General features: G+C 36.7%; 16 protein-coding genes and 2 pseudogenes. 14 read left to right on the top strand and 4 right to left on the bottom strand.

Annotated features, from left to right (window positions below):
• Window positions 1–177: 177 nt before the first annotated feature.
• The 13 genes and pseudogenes from ACQKFG_RS23050 to ACQKFG_RS22990 all read left to right on the top strand — a co-directional run.
• Window positions 178–297: pseudogene (locus ACQKFG_RS23050) on the top strand (nickel import ATP-binding protein NikD); the annotation flags it as partial.
• Between the two features lie 158 nt (window positions 298–455).
• Window positions 456–1,568, top strand: coding sequence for an ABC transporter substrate-binding protein (locus ACQKFG_RS23045; RefSeq protein WP_427563225.1), 1,113 nt, complete (start codon window positions 456–458; stop codon window positions 1,566–1,568).
• Window positions 1,558–2,391 carry an alkaline phosphatase family protein gene (locus tag ACQKFG_RS23040; protein WP_056523983.1) on the top strand — a complete coding sequence of 278 codons (834 nt, stop codon included), beginning with the start codon at window positions 1,558–1,560 and terminating at the stop codon, window positions 2,389–2,391. Before ACQKFG_RS23045 ends, ACQKFG_RS23040 begins: the two co-directional genes overlap by 11 nt.
• Before the next feature lie 116 nt (window positions 2,392–2,507).
• Window positions 2,508–3,362: an ABC transporter permease gene (locus ACQKFG_RS23035; protein WP_427563223.1), complete on the top strand. Its 855-nt coding sequence runs from the start codon at window positions 2,508–2,510 to the stop codon at window positions 3,360–3,362.
• Window positions 3,359–4,231, top strand: coding sequence for an ABC transporter permease (locus ACQKFG_RS23030; protein WP_427563221.1), 873 nt, complete (start codon window positions 3,359–3,361; stop codon window positions 4,229–4,231). Before ACQKFG_RS23035 ends, ACQKFG_RS23030 begins: the two co-directional genes overlap by 4 nt.
• On the top strand, window positions 4,231–5,244 hold the full coding sequence (locus tag ACQKFG_RS23025) for an ABC transporter ATP-binding protein (RefSeq protein WP_427563219.1): 1,014 nt from the start codon (window positions 4,231–4,233) through the stop codon (window positions 5,242–5,244). The genes ACQKFG_RS23030 and ACQKFG_RS23025 overlap by 1 nt, the downstream gene beginning before the upstream one ends.
• Window positions 5,245–5,271: 27 nt before the next feature.
• The gene (locus ACQKFG_RS23020; protein WP_349729328.1) at window positions 5,272–6,054 is read left to right on the top strand and encodes a DeoR/GlpR family DNA-binding transcription regulator; all 783 of its coding nucleotides are present in this window, start codon (window positions 5,272–5,274) and stop codon (window positions 6,052–6,054) included.
• Between the two features lie 125 nt (window positions 6,055–6,179).
• A complete protein-coding gene (locus tag ACQKFG_RS23015) occupies window positions 6,180–7,052 on the top strand; it encodes a Cof-type HAD-IIB family hydrolase (protein ID WP_427563217.1) in 873 nt (290 codons plus the stop codon).
• 29 nt (window positions 7,053–7,081) lie between these two features.
• A complete protein-coding gene (locus ACQKFG_RS23010; protein WP_427563215.1) occupies window positions 7,082–7,411 on the top strand; it encodes a DMT family transporter in 330 nt (109 codons plus the stop codon).
• Between the two features lie 40 nt (window positions 7,412–7,451).
• On the top strand, window positions 7,452–7,772 hold the full coding sequence (locus tag ACQKFG_RS23005; RefSeq protein ID WP_387708885.1) for a DMT family transporter: 321 nt from the start codon (window positions 7,452–7,454) through the stop codon (window positions 7,770–7,772).
• A 588-nt stretch (window positions 7,773–8,360) separates the two neighbouring features.
• Window positions 8,361–9,581 carry a M20 metallopeptidase family protein gene (locus ACQKFG_RS23000; protein WP_427563213.1) on the top strand — a complete coding sequence of 407 codons (1,221 nt, stop codon included), beginning with the start codon at window positions 8,361–8,363 and terminating at the stop codon, window positions 9,579–9,581.
• Window positions 9,582–9,659: 78 nt separating this feature from the next.
• Window positions 9,660–10,484: a DUF3100 domain-containing protein gene (locus ACQKFG_RS22995; RefSeq protein ID WP_192204383.1), complete on the top strand. Its 825-nt coding sequence runs from the start codon at window positions 9,660–9,662 to the stop codon at window positions 10,482–10,484.
• Window positions 10,485–10,505: 21 nt separating this feature from the next.
• The gene (locus tag ACQKFG_RS22990; protein WP_076368886.1) at window positions 10,506–10,949 is read left to right on the top strand and encodes a hypothetical protein; all 444 of its coding nucleotides are present in this window, start codon (window positions 10,506–10,508) and stop codon (window positions 10,947–10,949) included.
• 738 nt (window positions 10,950–11,687) lie between these two features.
• Here ACQKFG_RS22990 and ACQKFG_RS22985 read toward each other — a convergent pair.
• The 4 genes and pseudogenes from ACQKFG_RS22985 to ACQKFG_RS22970 form a co-directional block, all read right to left on the bottom strand.
• Window positions 11,688–11,932: pseudogene (locus ACQKFG_RS22985) on the bottom strand (LysE family transporter); the annotation flags it as partial.
• Window positions 11,923–12,798, bottom strand: a complete 876-nt coding sequence (locus ACQKFG_RS22980; RefSeq protein WP_427563210.1) for a DMT family transporter — start codon at window positions 12,796–12,798, stop codon at window positions 11,923–11,925. The pseudogene ACQKFG_RS22985 and the gene ACQKFG_RS22980, both read right to left, overlap by 10 nt.
• A gap of 260 nt (window positions 12,799–13,058) precedes the next feature.
• Window positions 13,059–14,267, bottom strand: coding sequence for a PLP-dependent aminotransferase family protein (locus ACQKFG_RS22975; protein WP_192204386.1), 1,209 nt, complete (start codon window positions 14,265–14,267; stop codon window positions 13,059–13,061).
• Window positions 14,268–14,426: 159 nt separating this feature from the next.
• Window positions 14,427–15,809, bottom strand: coding sequence for a PLP-dependent aminotransferase family protein (locus tag ACQKFG_RS22970; protein WP_427563208.1), 1,383 nt, complete (start codon window positions 15,807–15,809; stop codon window positions 14,427–14,429).
• 456 nt (window positions 15,810–16,265) lie between these two features.
• On the opposite strand from ACQKFG_RS22970, the gene ACQKFG_RS22965 reads away from it, so the two are divergent.
• Window positions 16,266–17,585 carry a transcriptional regulator gene (locus ACQKFG_RS22965; RefSeq protein ID WP_342615540.1) on the top strand — a complete coding sequence of 440 codons (1,320 nt, stop codon included), beginning with the start codon at window positions 16,266–16,268 and terminating at the stop codon, window positions 17,583–17,585.
• The last annotated feature ends 34 nt before the right edge of the window (window positions 17,586–17,619 follow it).

The raw sequence follows: 17,619 nt of genomic DNA, 5'->3' as shown, positions 1-17,619 counted from the left end.
TTATTATTAGTAAACCTGAACACTCTGTACATTCTAAATACTAATAAATTAATTCAAACAAAGACATTGACTAATCGTAAGAAAGGCATGAGCCCGGTAGACTTCCGGGTACATGCCTCAAGGATATTTATTTAAATAAAGCGTTTAACTTTTATAATTGACAATCAATTTGTTTAAACGGTTAGGTCTCATACCTCATTGAGTAAAAGACAAGCAAAAAAGCTTGCCATCGATACGATGCAAAATGTCAACCTATCAAATCCCGCGAATCTGTTAAAAAGCTATCCTTTTCAATTGTATGAACATAAAAGCTGATGATGAATTGGATAACTAAAGAACCGATTTACAAATTCTTAACATTGGATTAATGTGGGATTTATATTAAATGATTATGATTGAACCGTAACAAACAGTAATAAACATTAATAATTCCACACTAATTGGAGGCACTTTTTATGAATTACACATTCAAGAAGAATTGTTACAAGTCTATTCAAGTTGTGATGTTAGGAGTGAGTGTACTAGGATTAGCTGCTTGTGGATCTACTAAAGAGGAGGCTGCTCCAGTAGTTAAGGATCCAAGTTCGTTAACCCTGAAGGAAATTGAAACAAAGGCCAAAGAAGAGGGGACAATTAATAGTGTGGGAATGCCTGATTCATGGGCTAACTGGGGAGAAACGTGGAATGAAGTGATGAAAAAATATACATTGGAACACAATGATACAGATTTATCCAGTGCCGAAGAGATTGCCAAAATGGAATCGGAAGGAGAGAATGCAACAGCTGATATCGGCGATGTAGGGGTATCTTTTGGGCCCATCGCGGAACAAAAAGAATTGACGATGCCATATAAAACTTCCTATTGGGACGAGGTACCTGACTGGGCAAAAGATGACAATGGAGATTGGGTTGTTGGATACCAAGGAACGATTGCATTCTTAACTAATAAAGAACTAGTAGATAACCCGCCAAAATCATGGGATGACATATTAAAAGGAGATTATAAAGTAACAGTTGGAGATGTTCAGCGTGGTACGCAGAACCAAATGGCCGTTCTTGCTGCCGCTAAGGCTTACGGTGGTGATGAAACAAATCTCCAACCAGGAATTGACTATTTCGCTAAGCTTGCCAAGCAAGGCCGCCTTAGCCTAACTGATGCCAAGCCGGCTAACATCGAAAAAGGGGAAGTGGAAGTCGCCCTTGTTTGGGATTTCAATGCTCTTGGTTACGCTGACCAAATTAACCGCGATCAATTTGATGTCGCCATTCCAAGTGAAGGTTCAGTCGTAAGCGGCTACGCAACTATTATTAACAAAAATGCAAAGCATCCGCATGCGGCGATGGCAACTAGAGAATATATCTTAAGCGATGAAGGACAAATTAACTTAGCTAAAGGATTTGCCCGTCCAATTCGCGATGTACAACTACCGAAAGAAGTAGCTGAAAAAATGGTTCCAGAAGAACAGTACAAAAATGCAAAACCAATTGAAGATTACAAAGCTTGGGAAGAAACGGCAAAGAAATTACCACAGCTTTGGCAAGAAGAGGTGTTAGTACATGTCAAATAAAGTAATAGCAATTATTGTTGATGGTATGAGATATGATAAAGCATGTGAGGCTCTTGGATTTATTCAACATCTAGTTGAAACAAATCAGGCAGCACTTTACAAAGTAAAGTCGGAACTCCCAAGTCTTTCCCGTCCATTATATGAAGTGTTACTAACGGGTACACCGGCATCAGTGAACGGAATTACTTCCAATCAAGCCGTTCGCTTATCTACTGAGAAAAGTCTCTTTCATCTTACGAAAGAAAATGGCTTAAGAAACGGAACGGTATCTTATTACTGGGTAAGCGAACTTTATAATCGTGCGCCATTCCATTTTATTGAAGATCGTGAGCAAGAGGATGAGTCTAAGCCAATTCAATATGGAAAATTTTATTGGGATGATGACTATCCAGACAGCCATGTGTTAATGGATGCAGAAGCTTTGCGCAGAAAGTATGACCCACACTTTTTATATATTCATCCGCTCGGTGTAGATGTAAAAGGAGAAATTTTCGGTTCGGAATCGAAAGAATATCGTGAACAAATCTTAAAAATGGGAAGCTTGTTGGCACAACTTTTGCCAATTTGGATCAAAGAAGGTTACCATATTTTAATTACATCTGATCATGGTATGAGTGAATATGGCAACCATGGCGGCATAACTGATGGTGAGCGTGATGTACCGCTCTTTATCATGAGTCCAAAAGTTGAGCCTGGTGTTTACAGTGAAGTGGTTCCGCAATTAGCTTTTGCACCGCTCGTTTGTGAACTTTTAAATATAGAGCCGTCCAATAAAATGATTTCATATCAATTCCCAGGTCTGAAAGGAAAAAATACCCTTTAAAGTAGATGCAATATTTCAAAATAAAATGAAGAATGAAGGTTGACGGGAATTGGTTTAACGAACGTACTGTTGAACCAATTCCCAAATTGTTAGAGAACAAAGAGGAGCGAGAAGTCTTGCGAAAATTAAAAAAACAAAAAATTTACTTATTAGCTCTTTTACTGCCATTTATTTTGTTTGTGATTGGATTTGAATTAGGACCATTAGTAGCAATGATTAAAAATAGTTTTTATGCTGACGATGGAATTCAAGTTACTATCGATCAATATCTCACCATATTTAAAAGTGAATTTTACTTGCAAGCCATTCAAAATAGCCTAGTCATTTCTTTATTTTCTGCTGTAACTTCTGTGATTATAGCGGTCATTGCAGCCTATTCGTTTACAAAGTTCTCACAAAAAATACAAAATCGATTACTGATGATTGCCAATATGACGTCGAACTTTGAGGGGATTCCCCTTTCATTTTCATTTATTATTTTACTTGGAAACAATGGGTTGTTTACGTTGCTATTTTCTAAGATGGGTGGGGATGTGTTTGCGGATTTTAATTTATATTCATGGACAGGCCTCATTCTTGTTTATATATATTTTCAAATACCGCTTGCTATTATGCTCATCTACCCGTCTTATCAAGGAATTAAGAAACAATGGAAAGAAGCCTCTTCATTATTAGGAGGATCAACATTATCATTTTGGCTTCACATTGGGATTCCGGTTCTTTTACCTAGTATCGTAGGTACATTCAGTATTTTGTTTGCTAATTCGATGGGAGCTTACGCTACAGCCTATGCATTAGTAGGCAGCAACTATAACTTATTGTCATTGCAAATTGCCTCACTAGTTGCAAGTGACGTTGCATTAAAGCCGCAGCTAGGTAGTGCGATGGGAGTACTTCTAGCAGCGACAATGATAGGGGCGATGTGGTTCAATGAACGAATGATGCGCCGCATTAGGAGGGATTTACGATGAAACCTTCATTGACTTTTCATAAGGTGATTGTTGGGTTACTAGTCATCTATTTATTAATTCCGCTTATAGGAACATTTTTATTCTCGATTGCCGGTAAATGGGATCATACCATTTTACCTGAGAGTTATACAATGAAATGGTATATTGAATTATTTCAAGATGAACGATTTTATGCTGCTTTTCGACGAACGCTGTTTTTAATTGTCATGTCTGTAGGTCTTAGTGTTGTTATTATGCTGCCGACTATTTTTATCATCACGGTATATTTCAGTAAATGGGAAGGATTACTTCAAGCAGCAGCCATGCTTCCTTATGGAATTCCTCCCATTGTTGGAGCCGTAGGATTAATAAAGGTGTATTCAGATGGACCGATTCACATTGCCGGAACACCTTGGATTTTAATCGGTGCTTATTTCATAACGATTCTGCCATTTATGTATCAAGGTATACGTAGCAGTCTTCGTACGATTAATGCCGTGCAGCTTGTCGATGCAGCTGAATTACTCGGTGCCACAAAATTCCAGGCGTTTCGCACAGTGGTGTTTCCAAATATTATATCTGGTATTTTAGTGTCTACCTTACTATCAGTCGCTCTTTTATTTAGTGAGTTTGCTTTTGCCAATTTGCTTGTTGGGGGCCGATTTGAAACCATTCAAATTTATCTTGCCGACAAACTAAACAGCAGTGGTCACTTAACAAGTGCAATCGTCATTACTTATTATTCACTGATTTTACTTTTAACGGGGACTGTATTAAAACTTACGTTTAGAAACGAAAAAAATCGTGTCGTGTCAAATAAGAAGCGTATTCTTTCATTTATTAAAAAACAATACAGTAATAAAAATGCTGCTATAGAAGGTGAAAAATAATGGGCTATGTAACCATCGAACAAGTGACTAAGGGGTATGAAAATCAAGTCGTTCTAAATGACATTTCTTTAACATTAAAAAAAGGAGAATTTGCTACACTTCTTGGGCAAAGCGGATGCGGAAAAAGTACATTATTACGTTCCATTGCGGGGCTTGAAGGTGTTGATATAGGTAGAATCTTAATTGATGGAAAAGATATAACTAATTTATCACCGCGTCAGCGTGAGGTCGGTATGGTATTTCAGTCTTATGCGCTTTTCCAGAATATGACCGTTTTTGACAATATAGCGTACGGCCTTAAAATGAAAAAGGTAAAGAATGTTAAAGCAAGAGTGAAAAAGATGATTGTTATGGTTGATTTAATAGGAAAAGAAGATTCATATCCCCATCAGTTATCTGGCGGGCAACAGCAGAGGGTTGCTCTTGCCCGTGCGCTTGTCATGGAGCCAAAAGTACTGCTTTTGGATGAGCCGTTAAGCGCATTGGATGCTAAAATCAGAAAAAGTTTGCAAAAGGAATTAAAGAGAATACAGAAAGAATTAGATATTACAACAATTTTTGTTACTCATGATCAGGAAGAAGCAATGACGATGTCTGATCGGATTTTTGTCATGAATAAAGGAAAAGTTGTACAATCCGGTTCTCCATCAGAAATTTATACTTCTCCAGTCAATACATTTGTTGCAAAATTTATCGGAAATTATAATGTTTGTAATATGGAAGTTTTCCATAAACTTGTTCGCAGCACAGAATTAAAAGGAAATGAAGTCGCCATTCGTCCTGAAGTTTTACAATTAGTTTCTGTTGGTGAGGATAGCTTGAATTTACAAGAGAACTGGGGAATTAAAGGGTTTATTAAAGATGTTTCTATGACAGGGAATGTTTTAAGATATGAAGTAGAAACAGAGGAGTCCGCGTTCCTTGTAGATTATCTTCACCACCGAGGGAAAATGTTTGAGCAAGGAGCACGCGTTCAAATTGTTGTACCGAAGAAAGAATGCATTATTTTATAAATTATTGATAATCGTGGAGGAAGAAATATGTCTGTTTTGCCAGAAGAAAGAAAGAATGAAATTTTAAAAGAACTGAACAAAATGGGAAAAGTAAAAGTTATGGAATTAGTTGATCAATTTAATGTTTCAGAGGAAACGATTCGACGCGATTTGATGATGTTAGAGGAAAAAGGACTTTTAAAGAGGGTTTACGGTGGAGCGATTAAAACAGTTTTTGAATTTGAGGAGCCACCATTTACACAGCGTACAACGGTGAATCAAGAAGCGAAAATCAAGGTTGGGAAAAAAGCAGTAGAACTCGTTTCTAATGGAGATGTGATTGCCATTGATGTAGGGACAACCATGCTTGAATTTGCGCAGTGCATTGAAAATAAGAATGACATTACGATTTTAACCAATTCTCTTCCTGTATCGTCCGTGTTAACCGAATTGCTCAATCAAAATAAGTTTACAGGACAAATTCTATTACTAGGTGGACAAATTGATCCAAAGCATCAATCTATATGCGGCGGTCTCACTGAACAAATGTTAAATCAATTTAATATTGATAAAGCGTTCATTTCAGCTGGCGGTGTTTCCATTCAAAGTGGGGTTAGTAATTATCATTTACGTGAAACATTAGTTTCTCGCAAGATGGTCGAGGTATCAAAACAAGTTATATTGCTAACGGATTACTCTAAAATTGGTGTCGACACATTTTGTAAAGTTTGTCCTCTAGAAAAAGTCGATGTGATTGTCTGCGAGCAACCATTTCCAGAGGAATGGAGAAATCATTCAAAATTAGAGGAAGTCAATTGGATTCAAGCATAGCCCATAATAGGACATATCGAGATGGAAGAGGGAGTACTCTCTTTTTTGATTGGATTTTTATTGATAGCAGGTATAAAGCTAGAAAGAGAATTTAATAGATTGAATGAGAAAAGGGGCTGTATAGCATGAGTTTCATTGGGATAGATTTAGACGGAACATTATTAAACGACCAGAATGAAATTAGTGAAGAGAATATAAAGGCGATTCAATATGCCCAAGATAGAGGCTTCGAAGTAGTTATTTCAACAGGACGGGCTTATTTTGACGTTCAAACAATTTGTGAAAAAGCCGGGATATCCCTATTTGTAATCGGGACAAATGGCGCGACCATTCATTCAAAAAGCGGAAAGTGCATTTCTTCTATTACGATAACTAAAGATCGTGTCGAATCTATTCTCCAATGGTTAGATGAACGGAATTATTATTACGAAGTGTTTACTGATAAAGCCATTTATACTCTTAAAAAGGAAAGAGAAGATTTCCATAATGAGATTAAAAGTTTGAAAAACGCAGATTTGAATATAGATATGAAAGAATTAGTTGAAGTAGCGGAGAGGCAATTTGACCAGTTTGGATATGTTTTAGTTGAAAACTATCATGATATCTTAAAACAGGAGGAAGAATTCTATAACATATTGGCATGTTCTTTTGATGAAAAAAAATTAGAGGAAGCATGGAACAAATTCAAACAGTTTGATGAGCTGATGGTTGTTTCTTCTGCTGATCACAACATTGAAATTACTAGTAAAAGAGCTTCAAAAGGAATGGCTCTTGAAAAATTGGCTATATTGATGAATGGCTCCTTAGATCAAGCTATGGCAATCGGGGACAGCAACAATGATTTATCCATGTTCGAGAAAGTTGAATACAGCGTAGCGATGGGAAATGCGAAAGATGGCATAAAAGCTGTTTGTACAACGACAACCCTTAAAAATGATGAGAATGGGGTAGCTTATGCGATTTATCGATATATGGAGAACTTCGTGGTTCCAAAATAAGTGTCAATGCCGAAGGAGAGAGCGATAAAATGGCATGGATATATATCATAATGGCAGGACTTTTGGAAATCGTCTGGGTGATCGGTCTTAAATATTCACACGGATTCACCAAAATTATACCTAGTATAGTAACGGCAGTTATTATAATCTTTAGTTTCTTTTTACTTTCAAAAGCTTTACATTCCATGCCCTTAGGAACTGGTTACTCCATTTTTACTGGATTGGGAACGGTGGGAACGATAGTAACTGGGTTGATTTTTTTTGGAGAGACCATTAATCCACTGAAAGTATTTTTTATGGCTTTAATGATATTAGGAATAATCGGAATAAAAATCAATCCAGCACAACCTAAACATTAAAGGAAGTGAAATGATTTATTCAAGGGTAGGGGATGATTAAATGGCTTGGTTTTTTCTTCTTATTGCCGGATTTGCCGAGATTGGCAGTGTTATAAGCCTGAAACGTGCAAAAGGGTTTAAAAAATTGCTTCCCACTGTAGCTTGTCTTTTTTTGGGGAGTTTAAGCTTTTATTTTCTTTCTTTGTCATTAACTTCCATTCCGGTGGGGACTGCCTATGCAATATGGACCAGTATCGGCTCTGTTGGAAGTGTTTTAGCAGGAATGATCTTCTTTAATGAACCTAGAAGTTTAAGATTAATCCTATTTATTATGTGTATTATTGCAGGGGCTGTAGGTATTAAAATGACTTCTGGACATTAAGGCCAGGATTTTAAAAATGGAAATAAGTGGAGAAAGGTATTACCTATGGAGAAGAGGCGAGATGAAAACTATTCAAGATTTAAGGATGCTGCATTCTGATTTGACCGTGTACAACTGCCATAATATCTGCTTCGATTTTTGAATTTTTAAATTATTCAATGTAATTTTGCGATACTTCAATAACGAAGTGTCGCTTTTTTATGACCTTCCGCTAAAGTCGTACCCGTCCTAAAAATAGCTAACTATTTCCTTCGTCGATAAGTCGCTTTCATAGCTTACCTTATCTTGTGCAAATCTGGTCCTCGTGTATGATACGTTCTGGATCCTCGAGACAATCGTTCCTCGAACAACTTGGCTCTTTTGTTCTCCTTTTTGAACATTCGCTTAAAGAGAATAATGAATTTTTTGTATTTTCAATATTTACAGTCAATATTTGAAATGGTAGTATAACAATATCTATTAAGAATTATCAAATAATAAGGTTTTTTCAAAAAAATCATTTTTTTATTATAGTGAAAGTTTTTAAAACTAAAATATTGATATTATAGCTAGAATATTTTGTGTTTATTTTTCTTTAGGGGATGAATGATGATGATCAAAAAAATGTCAAATGCAATAAAGTCAACTGAAATAGTAGAGCAAACATCTGGAATATATGAAGAAGCTGTGAGATTAAGAAGGATGATTCATGAAAATCCTGAACTTGGATTTGAAGAGCATAAAACGGCTGGAATTATTGCAAATTATTTAAAAGATCTTGGAATTGAAGTGACATCCGGAGTGGCTAAGACAGGGGTTGTGGGTATTCTTCGTGGAGATGAAGAGGGACCTGTGCTTGCTTTGCGAGCTGATATTGATGCTTTACCTATACAGGAGAAAACGGATGTAAGCTACAAATCTAAAAATCCTGGGGTTATGCATGCTTGCGGACATGATATGCATACCGCAATGTTACTATCTGCCGCTAATATTTTATCTCAAAATAAGCATCATATCGCGGGTACAATAAAATTCATTTTTCAACCTGCTGAAGAGATGAAGGGCGGGGGAATAATGATGGTTGAAGAAGGTGTATTAAGCAACCCTCCCGTCGACCATGCTTTTGCTTTTCATGTTTGGCCTGAATTAGCTACTGGAACTTATGGTTTTAGAAATGGTGCGATAATGGCAAGTATGGATTCTTTTGATGTTGTATTAAAAGGTAAACAAGGTCACGGGGCAGCACCGCATCAAGGAGTAGATGCTATTGTGGGTGCTGCTCATGTTGTAACAGCTCTACAAACAATTGTTAGCAGAGAAACAGATCCAGTAGATTCCGTTGTTATTACAATCGGAACAATTGAAGCAGGAGATGGCTATAATATTATTCCTGAAAAAGCTAGTTTTAAAGGAACTGTACGAACACTTAATGCGAACACTCGTAAGGAAGTGGCTGCAAGCATTCAACGGATTATCGAAGGAGTGGCTTCCGCACTTAAATTAGAAGTTGAAATAAACTATAACTTTACAGTGGGGTATCCTGTTACAATGAATGATCCAAAATTTAATGAACATGTTGCTGCCATTGCTACTGATTTATTTGGAGAAAACTCAGTGCAGTGGTTGTCAAAACCAAGTATGGCAAGTGAAGATTTTGCTTTCTATTTAGAAAAAGTCCCGGGTACATTTGTCTTCTTGGGAGTAGGAGAAAACCCTGAGGATCCGATGAAGCTGCATAGTGACGTATTTTTACCAGATGAAAAAGCGATGATCCAAGGGATTTCCCTTATCGTAGGACTAGCTATGAATACAACTGAAAAAATTCAATAAGTTAAAAAATGATAAGCAAAAACAGTGTTGGTTTTCCTTTTAGAATCAGCATAATTTGTAGAAAAGGAGTGTAATAAAGTGCAAGAAAATTCTCTGCGTAATTGGAAAATTCATTTATTTGTTTTGATATTAGTCTGTGTTACAGAATTTATTGGCGTCAAAACGTTTAACATTGGGATTGGAGCCATTGCATTATTTCCAATGTTATATGCATTAATTATCGGAGCCATTATTAGTTTACCATCTTTCAAAATTTTAAAAATGAAGGAAATGAATGTAGCGGCCAATATTTTAGGGATTTCATTCATGCTTTTTGTAGCCAAATTGGGAATGTTAATGGGTCCTTCATTGCCGAAGATATTTGATGCTGGGATTTCTTTAGGATTACAAGAAGTGGGACATTTCGCAGGTACTATCCTATTAGGGTTGCCGATTGCTTTATTACTTGGAATGAAAAGAGAAGCAGTCGGTGCTACTTTTTCAATCGATAGAGAACCTAACTTAGCCATTATCGCTGAGAAATATGGCTCGGATTCACCAGAAGGACGGGGAGCGCTGGGCGTATATGTTTGTGGTACTTTGTTTGGGGCTTTATATCTGTCAGTGTTAGCAAGTTTTTTGGCTCAAACTGGTTGGTTTCATCCAATTTCACTAGCCATGGGTGCGGGTGTAGGCTCAGGTAGTATGATGGCTGCCATGTCAGGGGCATTAGCTGTTATATTCCCGGAATCCGCAAAGGATATCGCAGTTTTTGCGGGTGCTGCTAACTTAATTACAACAATTTTAGGAACGTATATATGTGTATTCTTTTCTCTTCCTTTTACAAACTATTTATACAAAAAATTTGAGCCTATTTTAGGGCGAAAGTCAAAAAAAGATCAAATCAAAAATATTGAAGCATAGGGCATAAAGGGGAGATTTTATATGAAAGATAAAATATTGACTTTTATAATTATCGGCATAATAGCTATTATGGGAAATTGGATTGGATACAATGTTTCACCAATTGACGCATTACCAGGTATGATGATCATTGTTGCTGTAACGATATTAGGGTTCTTTTTCGCAAAAATCTCCCCTATTAAACTACCAATTGTTGTTTGGGTTTCTATGTTAGCCTTATTGGTTACGACTCCGATTTTTCCAGGAAACGCATCAATCATTAAAATAACAGAACAAGTTAATTTTATGGCATTGGCAACACCTATTTTGGCTTATGCTGGCCTTTCTTTCGGGAAAGATTTGAAAGAATTCAAGAAATTGGGATGGCGTATAGTTGTTATATCTCTAGTTGTTTATACAGGAACATTTTTACTATCCACTCTAGTTGCAGAAATTGGTTTTAGATTAACTGGTAAATTCCATTAAGTTTTTGTGATCGTGCTATTATTATTTCACTTAAAACCTAGGAAACGAAAAAGATGTCTACGCTGTATGAGATGTCAAAAAAGCAGCACAGTTTCACTTTAACTTTAATGGCTTTATAAAATGTCCGATTCTAAGATTATGGAATCGGGCATTTTTTTATGCAAGGAAAGCATCAATTTCTCCAGTAAGAACTGAAGTATTAGGTTCCTGGATTGGTATCTGATTTCCAATGGATATAGATATGATTAGCAAAATATCCTACGCAATATATAGCCATTTATACTCTTTAACATTGAAGCAGCCAGAGGATTGCAGTTATTTCAATGTCTGTTTCATATAATGAGGCAATTTATAAACAGTTAGAAGGAAAAGAAAAGCAACAAATATCCCTTGAATTAGATAATTGGAAGCCTCTTTCTTAAGTAGTCTAATGTAATTTAAGGAATATATTGATTTGACTATGGAAGGATTGTTAAGGATTGAGAAGCCTATATTATGGAGAGTTAGATGAACCAGAAAAAAGCAGATTATATATATGAATAAATGTATCTACACATCTTAGACGTTTAAAAGGGTATCGAATTCAGACATTTGATGATAGTAGGTCAAAATAAGAAGAGATTCATAATGAAATCCTATCCTTATTAGAGAGTTTAGAATGCTGATACCCTAAATGCAAAAGAGAAATAATCAACCATATATTAGATTGATTATTTCTCAAATTAATAATCATCAAAGTTATTCTTCTAAGGATAACCTTACACCGAATACTAATAATACTGTACCCGAAATACCTTTTATGGCACTATTAACCTCTCTCTTTTTAAGACCATTCTTAGCTGTCGTATTAGTACGATAGAGTAAGTACCAAATACCTGTAAGTGCTGTAAAAGTGAGTCCCAATAAAAGAAACCGGAAAAAATGACCTTGACTATCTAAAAAAATTGAGGTAAGAAGCTTAAAACTGTTGTTTTCAGGTTGACTTTGAAAGTTTTATTGATTTATTTTCGCTAACAAATGTTGAACCTAAAAGCAATATACCACCAAGCATTTGAACAAATGTCATTTGCTCTTGCAAGATAAGAGCAGAAATCAGTATCGCTACAAATGGATCTACATAGCTTAGCATAGCAATACTTTGTCCTTTTAACTTTTGCATACCTGAAAAAAATAACCAAAATCCAATACCAGTGTTAACAATCCCTAATAGAATTATAAAGGGAATGGATGATCTGGATACTTCCAAGATACTAAATCCTTCAGTAATAAGCACATAAGGTAATAGCAGCAAAGCAGTTGTTCCAAGTTGGATCATGGTAATCTCTAACTTGGCCATGTTTTGAATGAATTTATTTAATAACATTAATGCAGCGTAAAATGCAGCTGCAGCTAATCCAAAAAAGATCCCAAGCAGATTACCTTTTCCAGATGCACTTATGCCATTTCCAACAATCAATAACATACCTAATATCGCAACACCAATACAAACAATCTTTTTGATAGGTAATTGTTCCTTAAGGATAATTGGTGAGAGAATCATGACAAACACAGGTGCAAAGTAATACCCTAATGTTGCGTTAGTGATTGTTGTATAATCGTAAGATTGATAGAGAAAAATCCAATTCCCTCCTAATGCAATACCAGAAAGAAATAGGGTGGAAGCATTAGTTTTCACTGATTTCCACGAAATGGATTTTTTCAACATAAAAAATACGAACATTAAAAATAGACATCCGATTGAACTACTTAGTAAAGCTGTCTCACTCGAAGATAAATCAATGTATCTTTGCACTAAACCGATCGTACCAAAGATTATCATTGATAATATAAACTGAATGTTAGATTTCATCGTCTACTCCTTCGAATCTGCGAAACAGCTTATATTTCACAGATTCTTAATCTGTTTTTAATATAAGCTTATTCAGTACTGTTTTAACAAATGGAGTAAACGGTGGTGGCGGTGATGTTGAAAATGGCTTCCAAGTGTTTAATTTTGTATTTGATAATGGCATCATAATTCCCCCTATTTTTTCTATTAATAGATTTTGAAAGTGACAAGATAAGCATTCCTTCATATAGAGCTGCAATGACAGAAGCTAGGTTGCCTTGTCATTGCTTAAGAAGATGTTGTTCTTGCTTTAATTCATGATGTAAGACCTCACCAATACGTTTTATACCTTCCCTAATTTGTTCTTTCGTTGTATTCGAGTAATTTAACCGTAATGTGTTCTTTTGTGTACCATTTGGAAAAAATGGAATACCAGGAACAATGGCCACATTATTTTTCAAGCACTCCACAAAGATTTTACTTGAATCAACTGAAGCAGGAAGCTCTACCCAAATAAATAATCCGCCTTCCGGCTTGCTGTAGGAGATGTTTTCAGGGAAAAATTGATCGATGCAGGAAATCATCGTTATGCACCTTTCTTTGTATACGGCTTTAATTTTCTCAATATGAGCCTCTATATCATAAAGTTCCATATATTTAGCCGTGATCCGCTGTGCAAAGCTGTCAGAGTGTAAGTCTGCTGTCTGTTTAAATGCCACGTATTTCTCAATAAATACTTCATCCGCACAAATCCAGCCAAGCCGAAGTCCCGGTGTGAAGATTTTCGAAAAGGTGCTCAGATAAATAACCCGGCCTTCTGTATCAAAATATTTTACTGGCGGAAGGGCAGTACCAGAAAACCGGATAGCTCCGTACGGATTATCTTCCAAAATCAAAACATCATACTGGCTGGCGAGCTCGATCATTCTTTTTCTTCTTTCAAGCTTGAGCGTTCGGCCTGTCGGGTTTTGAAAATCGGGAATGGTATAAATGAATTTTGTCTGGGGATTCTCCTGAAGCCGTTTCTCCAGTTCCTCCATCATCATGCCGTCTTCATCCATCTCTACTTCTACAAAGTTGGCATTGTATACTTTAAAGGCATTGACCGCAGCCAGGTATGTAGGGCTTTCGCAAATGATGGTATCCCCTTCGTCAAGAAAGAGCTTTCCTGTCAGATCAATAGCTTGCTGGGACCCTGATGTAATCACGATTTGCTGTAAATGGGCTTGAATACCGATCGCATCCATCCGCTTAATGATCGCGTTTCTAAGCGGGATATAACCTTCTGTTGTACTGTATTGAAGGGAAGCAGGGCCATCTTCTTTAAGAACGGCTTCACATGCCACATTCAGTTCCACCATTGGAAACAGTTCCGGAGCCGGGAGACCTCCTGCAAAAGAAATCACTTCTGGCCGTTCTGTGACCTTTAATATTTCACGCGTTTCAGAAGATTTAACCAAACTAGCTCTCTTTGCAAATTTGTTGTGCATTTCTAAATGCTCCTTTTAATCATATTGTTTAAAAATCATTAGCTGTTTCGTTTTCTTTACTGTATCGAGGCATGATATCCTCCCGCTAAATTTGAATTATCATAACACGTACATAAAAAACCATACAATATTATAATTGTATGGCAAACAATATTCCTTTCACGTTTCAATTATTTTTTTTAGTATATTAAGCGCTTTTTCAAGTTCCTCTTTCGTTTCTGGCGCACAAATCCCCAAACGCACGGCATTTGCCGGTGCGACATTACCTACCGCAAATCGCCCTCCACTATAAACTTGTACACCTTGTGCTGCAGCTATTTGTTCAAATTGGTCCCCTGTATAACGGTTCGGCAGATGTAACCAGCGAAAAATCCCTGTTTCTCCGCCTAAACAATTTTCCTTATCTAAATAATGATTGACCAATTGATTGCGAGCTTTAGTTTCCTCTTTATGAAGTGCAACAATGTTTTCAAGTTGACTCGAAACAATTGCTCGTGCTGTTAATTCCGCAAGTAGTGGCGATACGGAAATATTTAAGTTATAAAGAGCTTTTCGAGTAGGATCCAGGAATTTTAAAGGAACTGCCACATAAGCAAGACGGAGTCCAGGTGCCATCGATTTCGATAAACTCGCTATATAAATCGAATGTTCAGGTGCATATGTCGCTACGGCCGGCAATACTTTGTCTTGGGTTAAATGATACATTCCATCTTCAATGATAAATAAATTATACTTTATGGCAATCTCTGCAATAGCCTTTCGAGTACCGATGCTCATTTTATACGTCATCGGATTCTGGTAATCCGGAATAATATATAAGCCTTTAATGTTTTCGTTTTTGCATGCATAAAGAAGTGCTTCCGGACTCATTTCATCAGTTTCTGACCGAATCGGGACAAGCTGGATGCCCAGCATCGCGGCAGCTGTCTTTAACCCTGGATATGTATGGTGATCGACACCTATCCGGTCTCCATGCTGACAAAGACCTGCCAGTGTTGCGGTGATGGCATTTTGTCCGCCATTAGCCAGTAAGATATGCTCTCTAGTCGTTTCAACACCGGCATGTTTTAATAATTTGACGCCTGCATCTTTTTGCCAAATCGAATCACCTGGCCGGCTGTACCCAAACCATCTCGCACAATCGGATTCTTGTAACATGGATTGCAGTAGGTCATGTAAAGGTCCGTATGATACACGATCTGGTAGCATTGCGCCCATTTCAATTAAATGTTTTGGCTTTTCTTCTGAAAGCAAGTATGCGTTCGAAATCGCATCATATGAAACATACGTTCCACTGCCAATGGTTGCACTAATCAGTCCTTTTAATTCAGCTACTTTAAATGATTTTGAGATTGTACTTAGATTCACATCCAAATAGTCTGCTAACTCTCTTTGCGGTGGAAGTTTTGTGCCTGGAACTAAGCGTCCCTCTTTAATGTCAGATTCTAATTGCTTAGCTAATGCCTGATAAATCGGTCTATCTTCTCGATTTAACGTCGGCCTCCATGTCATTGGATATTCTTCAAACGAATTAATAGGCACAATCCTCATCCTTTTTTCATACAATTATAAAATTGTATGGCAACAAATTCAAATTCATAAATTACTTTAGACATTCTTCACAATCGAGTGCGATTTTTAAAGAATAAAGGACATAACCTATTTGATATAACAAATAGGTTATGTCCTTTAATTTATCTATATTTTTTTAATGTAGGTCTTGATAAACAATGATATGCGGCAAATAGACATTTTTTCTCCAATTCCGCCCATTAACGTATGATCTGGATAATATCAATAATCGACCAGGCACGACGATATAGTATTCTCTATTGCAATAGGAGTGGAGAAAGATCAAATAAATAACTGGCCGCTTAAAAAAATCGTATTTCGGTCCATTAACAGACATTTACTTTTATTATTTAGATAGTTAAAGTTATAAACAATAATAAAAACTTACTATTCAGTATTATTTGAAAAATAAAAGTGGAGGATCAAATGAATACAAAAGTATTAGTAATAGGTCCTATAGATTTAGTAGAACTAGTGCTTACCATCGGCCAATCGTACTCTGACATTACCATGTTACCTGCACCTTATAAACATGAACAGGAAACAATAGATGTGATTAGAAGAAGAGTCGACGAGGCGGATGTTTTATTCTTTTTAGGCACCATTCCTTATCAAATGGTAAAGAATCAAAATATTACAAAGCCAATGGTTTTTATCCCCTCAACAGGAACATCTTTGTATCGAACACTTTTTAAGATCATTACTGAAACTTCTTTCAATCCAATCAAGGAACCGTTAAGGATTAGTATTGACACATTGCCAAATAGAGAAGTAAAAGAGTGTTTTGAGGATTTAGAAATATATCCAGAAAAGATGTTTCTGAAAGCTGATCACAAAGCGGATGAATTGGTTCATTTTCATTATGAATTATGGAAAAATAATCAAACTCAGGTGGCCGTTACATGTGTTAAATCTGTATACGAATCGTTAAAAGGGCTAGGGGTGCTAGTATTCAGGGTCCTCCCTACAATGTCCGCCATTCGATCTAGTTTAAATAATGTTCTCTTGGAGGGGAAGGCCTTACTTCAAAGCGATACACAAATTGCCATTGGAATCCTGCATTTTAATAACTTGCTTTCTTCTTTAAAAAAGCCCATATCAGAATATGGAGAACAGCGAAAAAAAGCAGCACTTCAAAATCTTCTTATCGATTTTTGTGAAGAGGCCCAGGCTATTTTTGACTGGTCAGAACGAGATGAAGTCCGATTTATAACTACTCGGGGCGCCATTGAAAGGACTACCCACAAATATAAAAAAGCTCCGCTATTAGATGAGATAGCCATGAAAATCGATGTAGAGACCACCATCGGAATAGGATTTGGATATACAGCAAACGAAGCGGAAGTGAGTGCCCGTAAAGCACTTATGAAAGCGAGGCTTAATAAACCGAGTTGCTTTGTGGTTGACATGGATGGAACGGTTTTTGGGCCTGTCGGAAAAGATGGGAGATTGAAATATTCCTTGCGGAGTGATGACCCACATCTAATGAATTTAGCAAAAACAGCTGGGCTCAGTATTGCAACCATTAACAAATTACTTTCCTTTTGTGAGTGCTTTGGCAATAGATGCATCACAGCAAATGATCTTGCTAACGGACTCGGTTTGACCATTAGGAGCGCAAGGAGAATCCTGAATACCCTTGAAAATACGAATCTAGCCGTCATCGTGGGTGAGGAACAGCCCATAAACCGAGGAAGACCCCGACAGCTATATGAATTCCAATTTTCCAGGGAGTCAGTCAGATAAGGTTTTATTTATTAATAGTGAAGAAAGGGGAACT

This window comes from Peribacillus sp. NPDC076916, from assembly GCF_050269675.1.
GTDB classification, from domain to species: Bacteria; Bacillota; Bacilli; order Bacillales; family DSM-1321; genus Peribacillus; species Peribacillus aracenensis.
The sequence above is the reverse complement of the archived record's forward strand: the minus strand, read 5'-3'. Positions and strand labels throughout refer to the sequence as shown.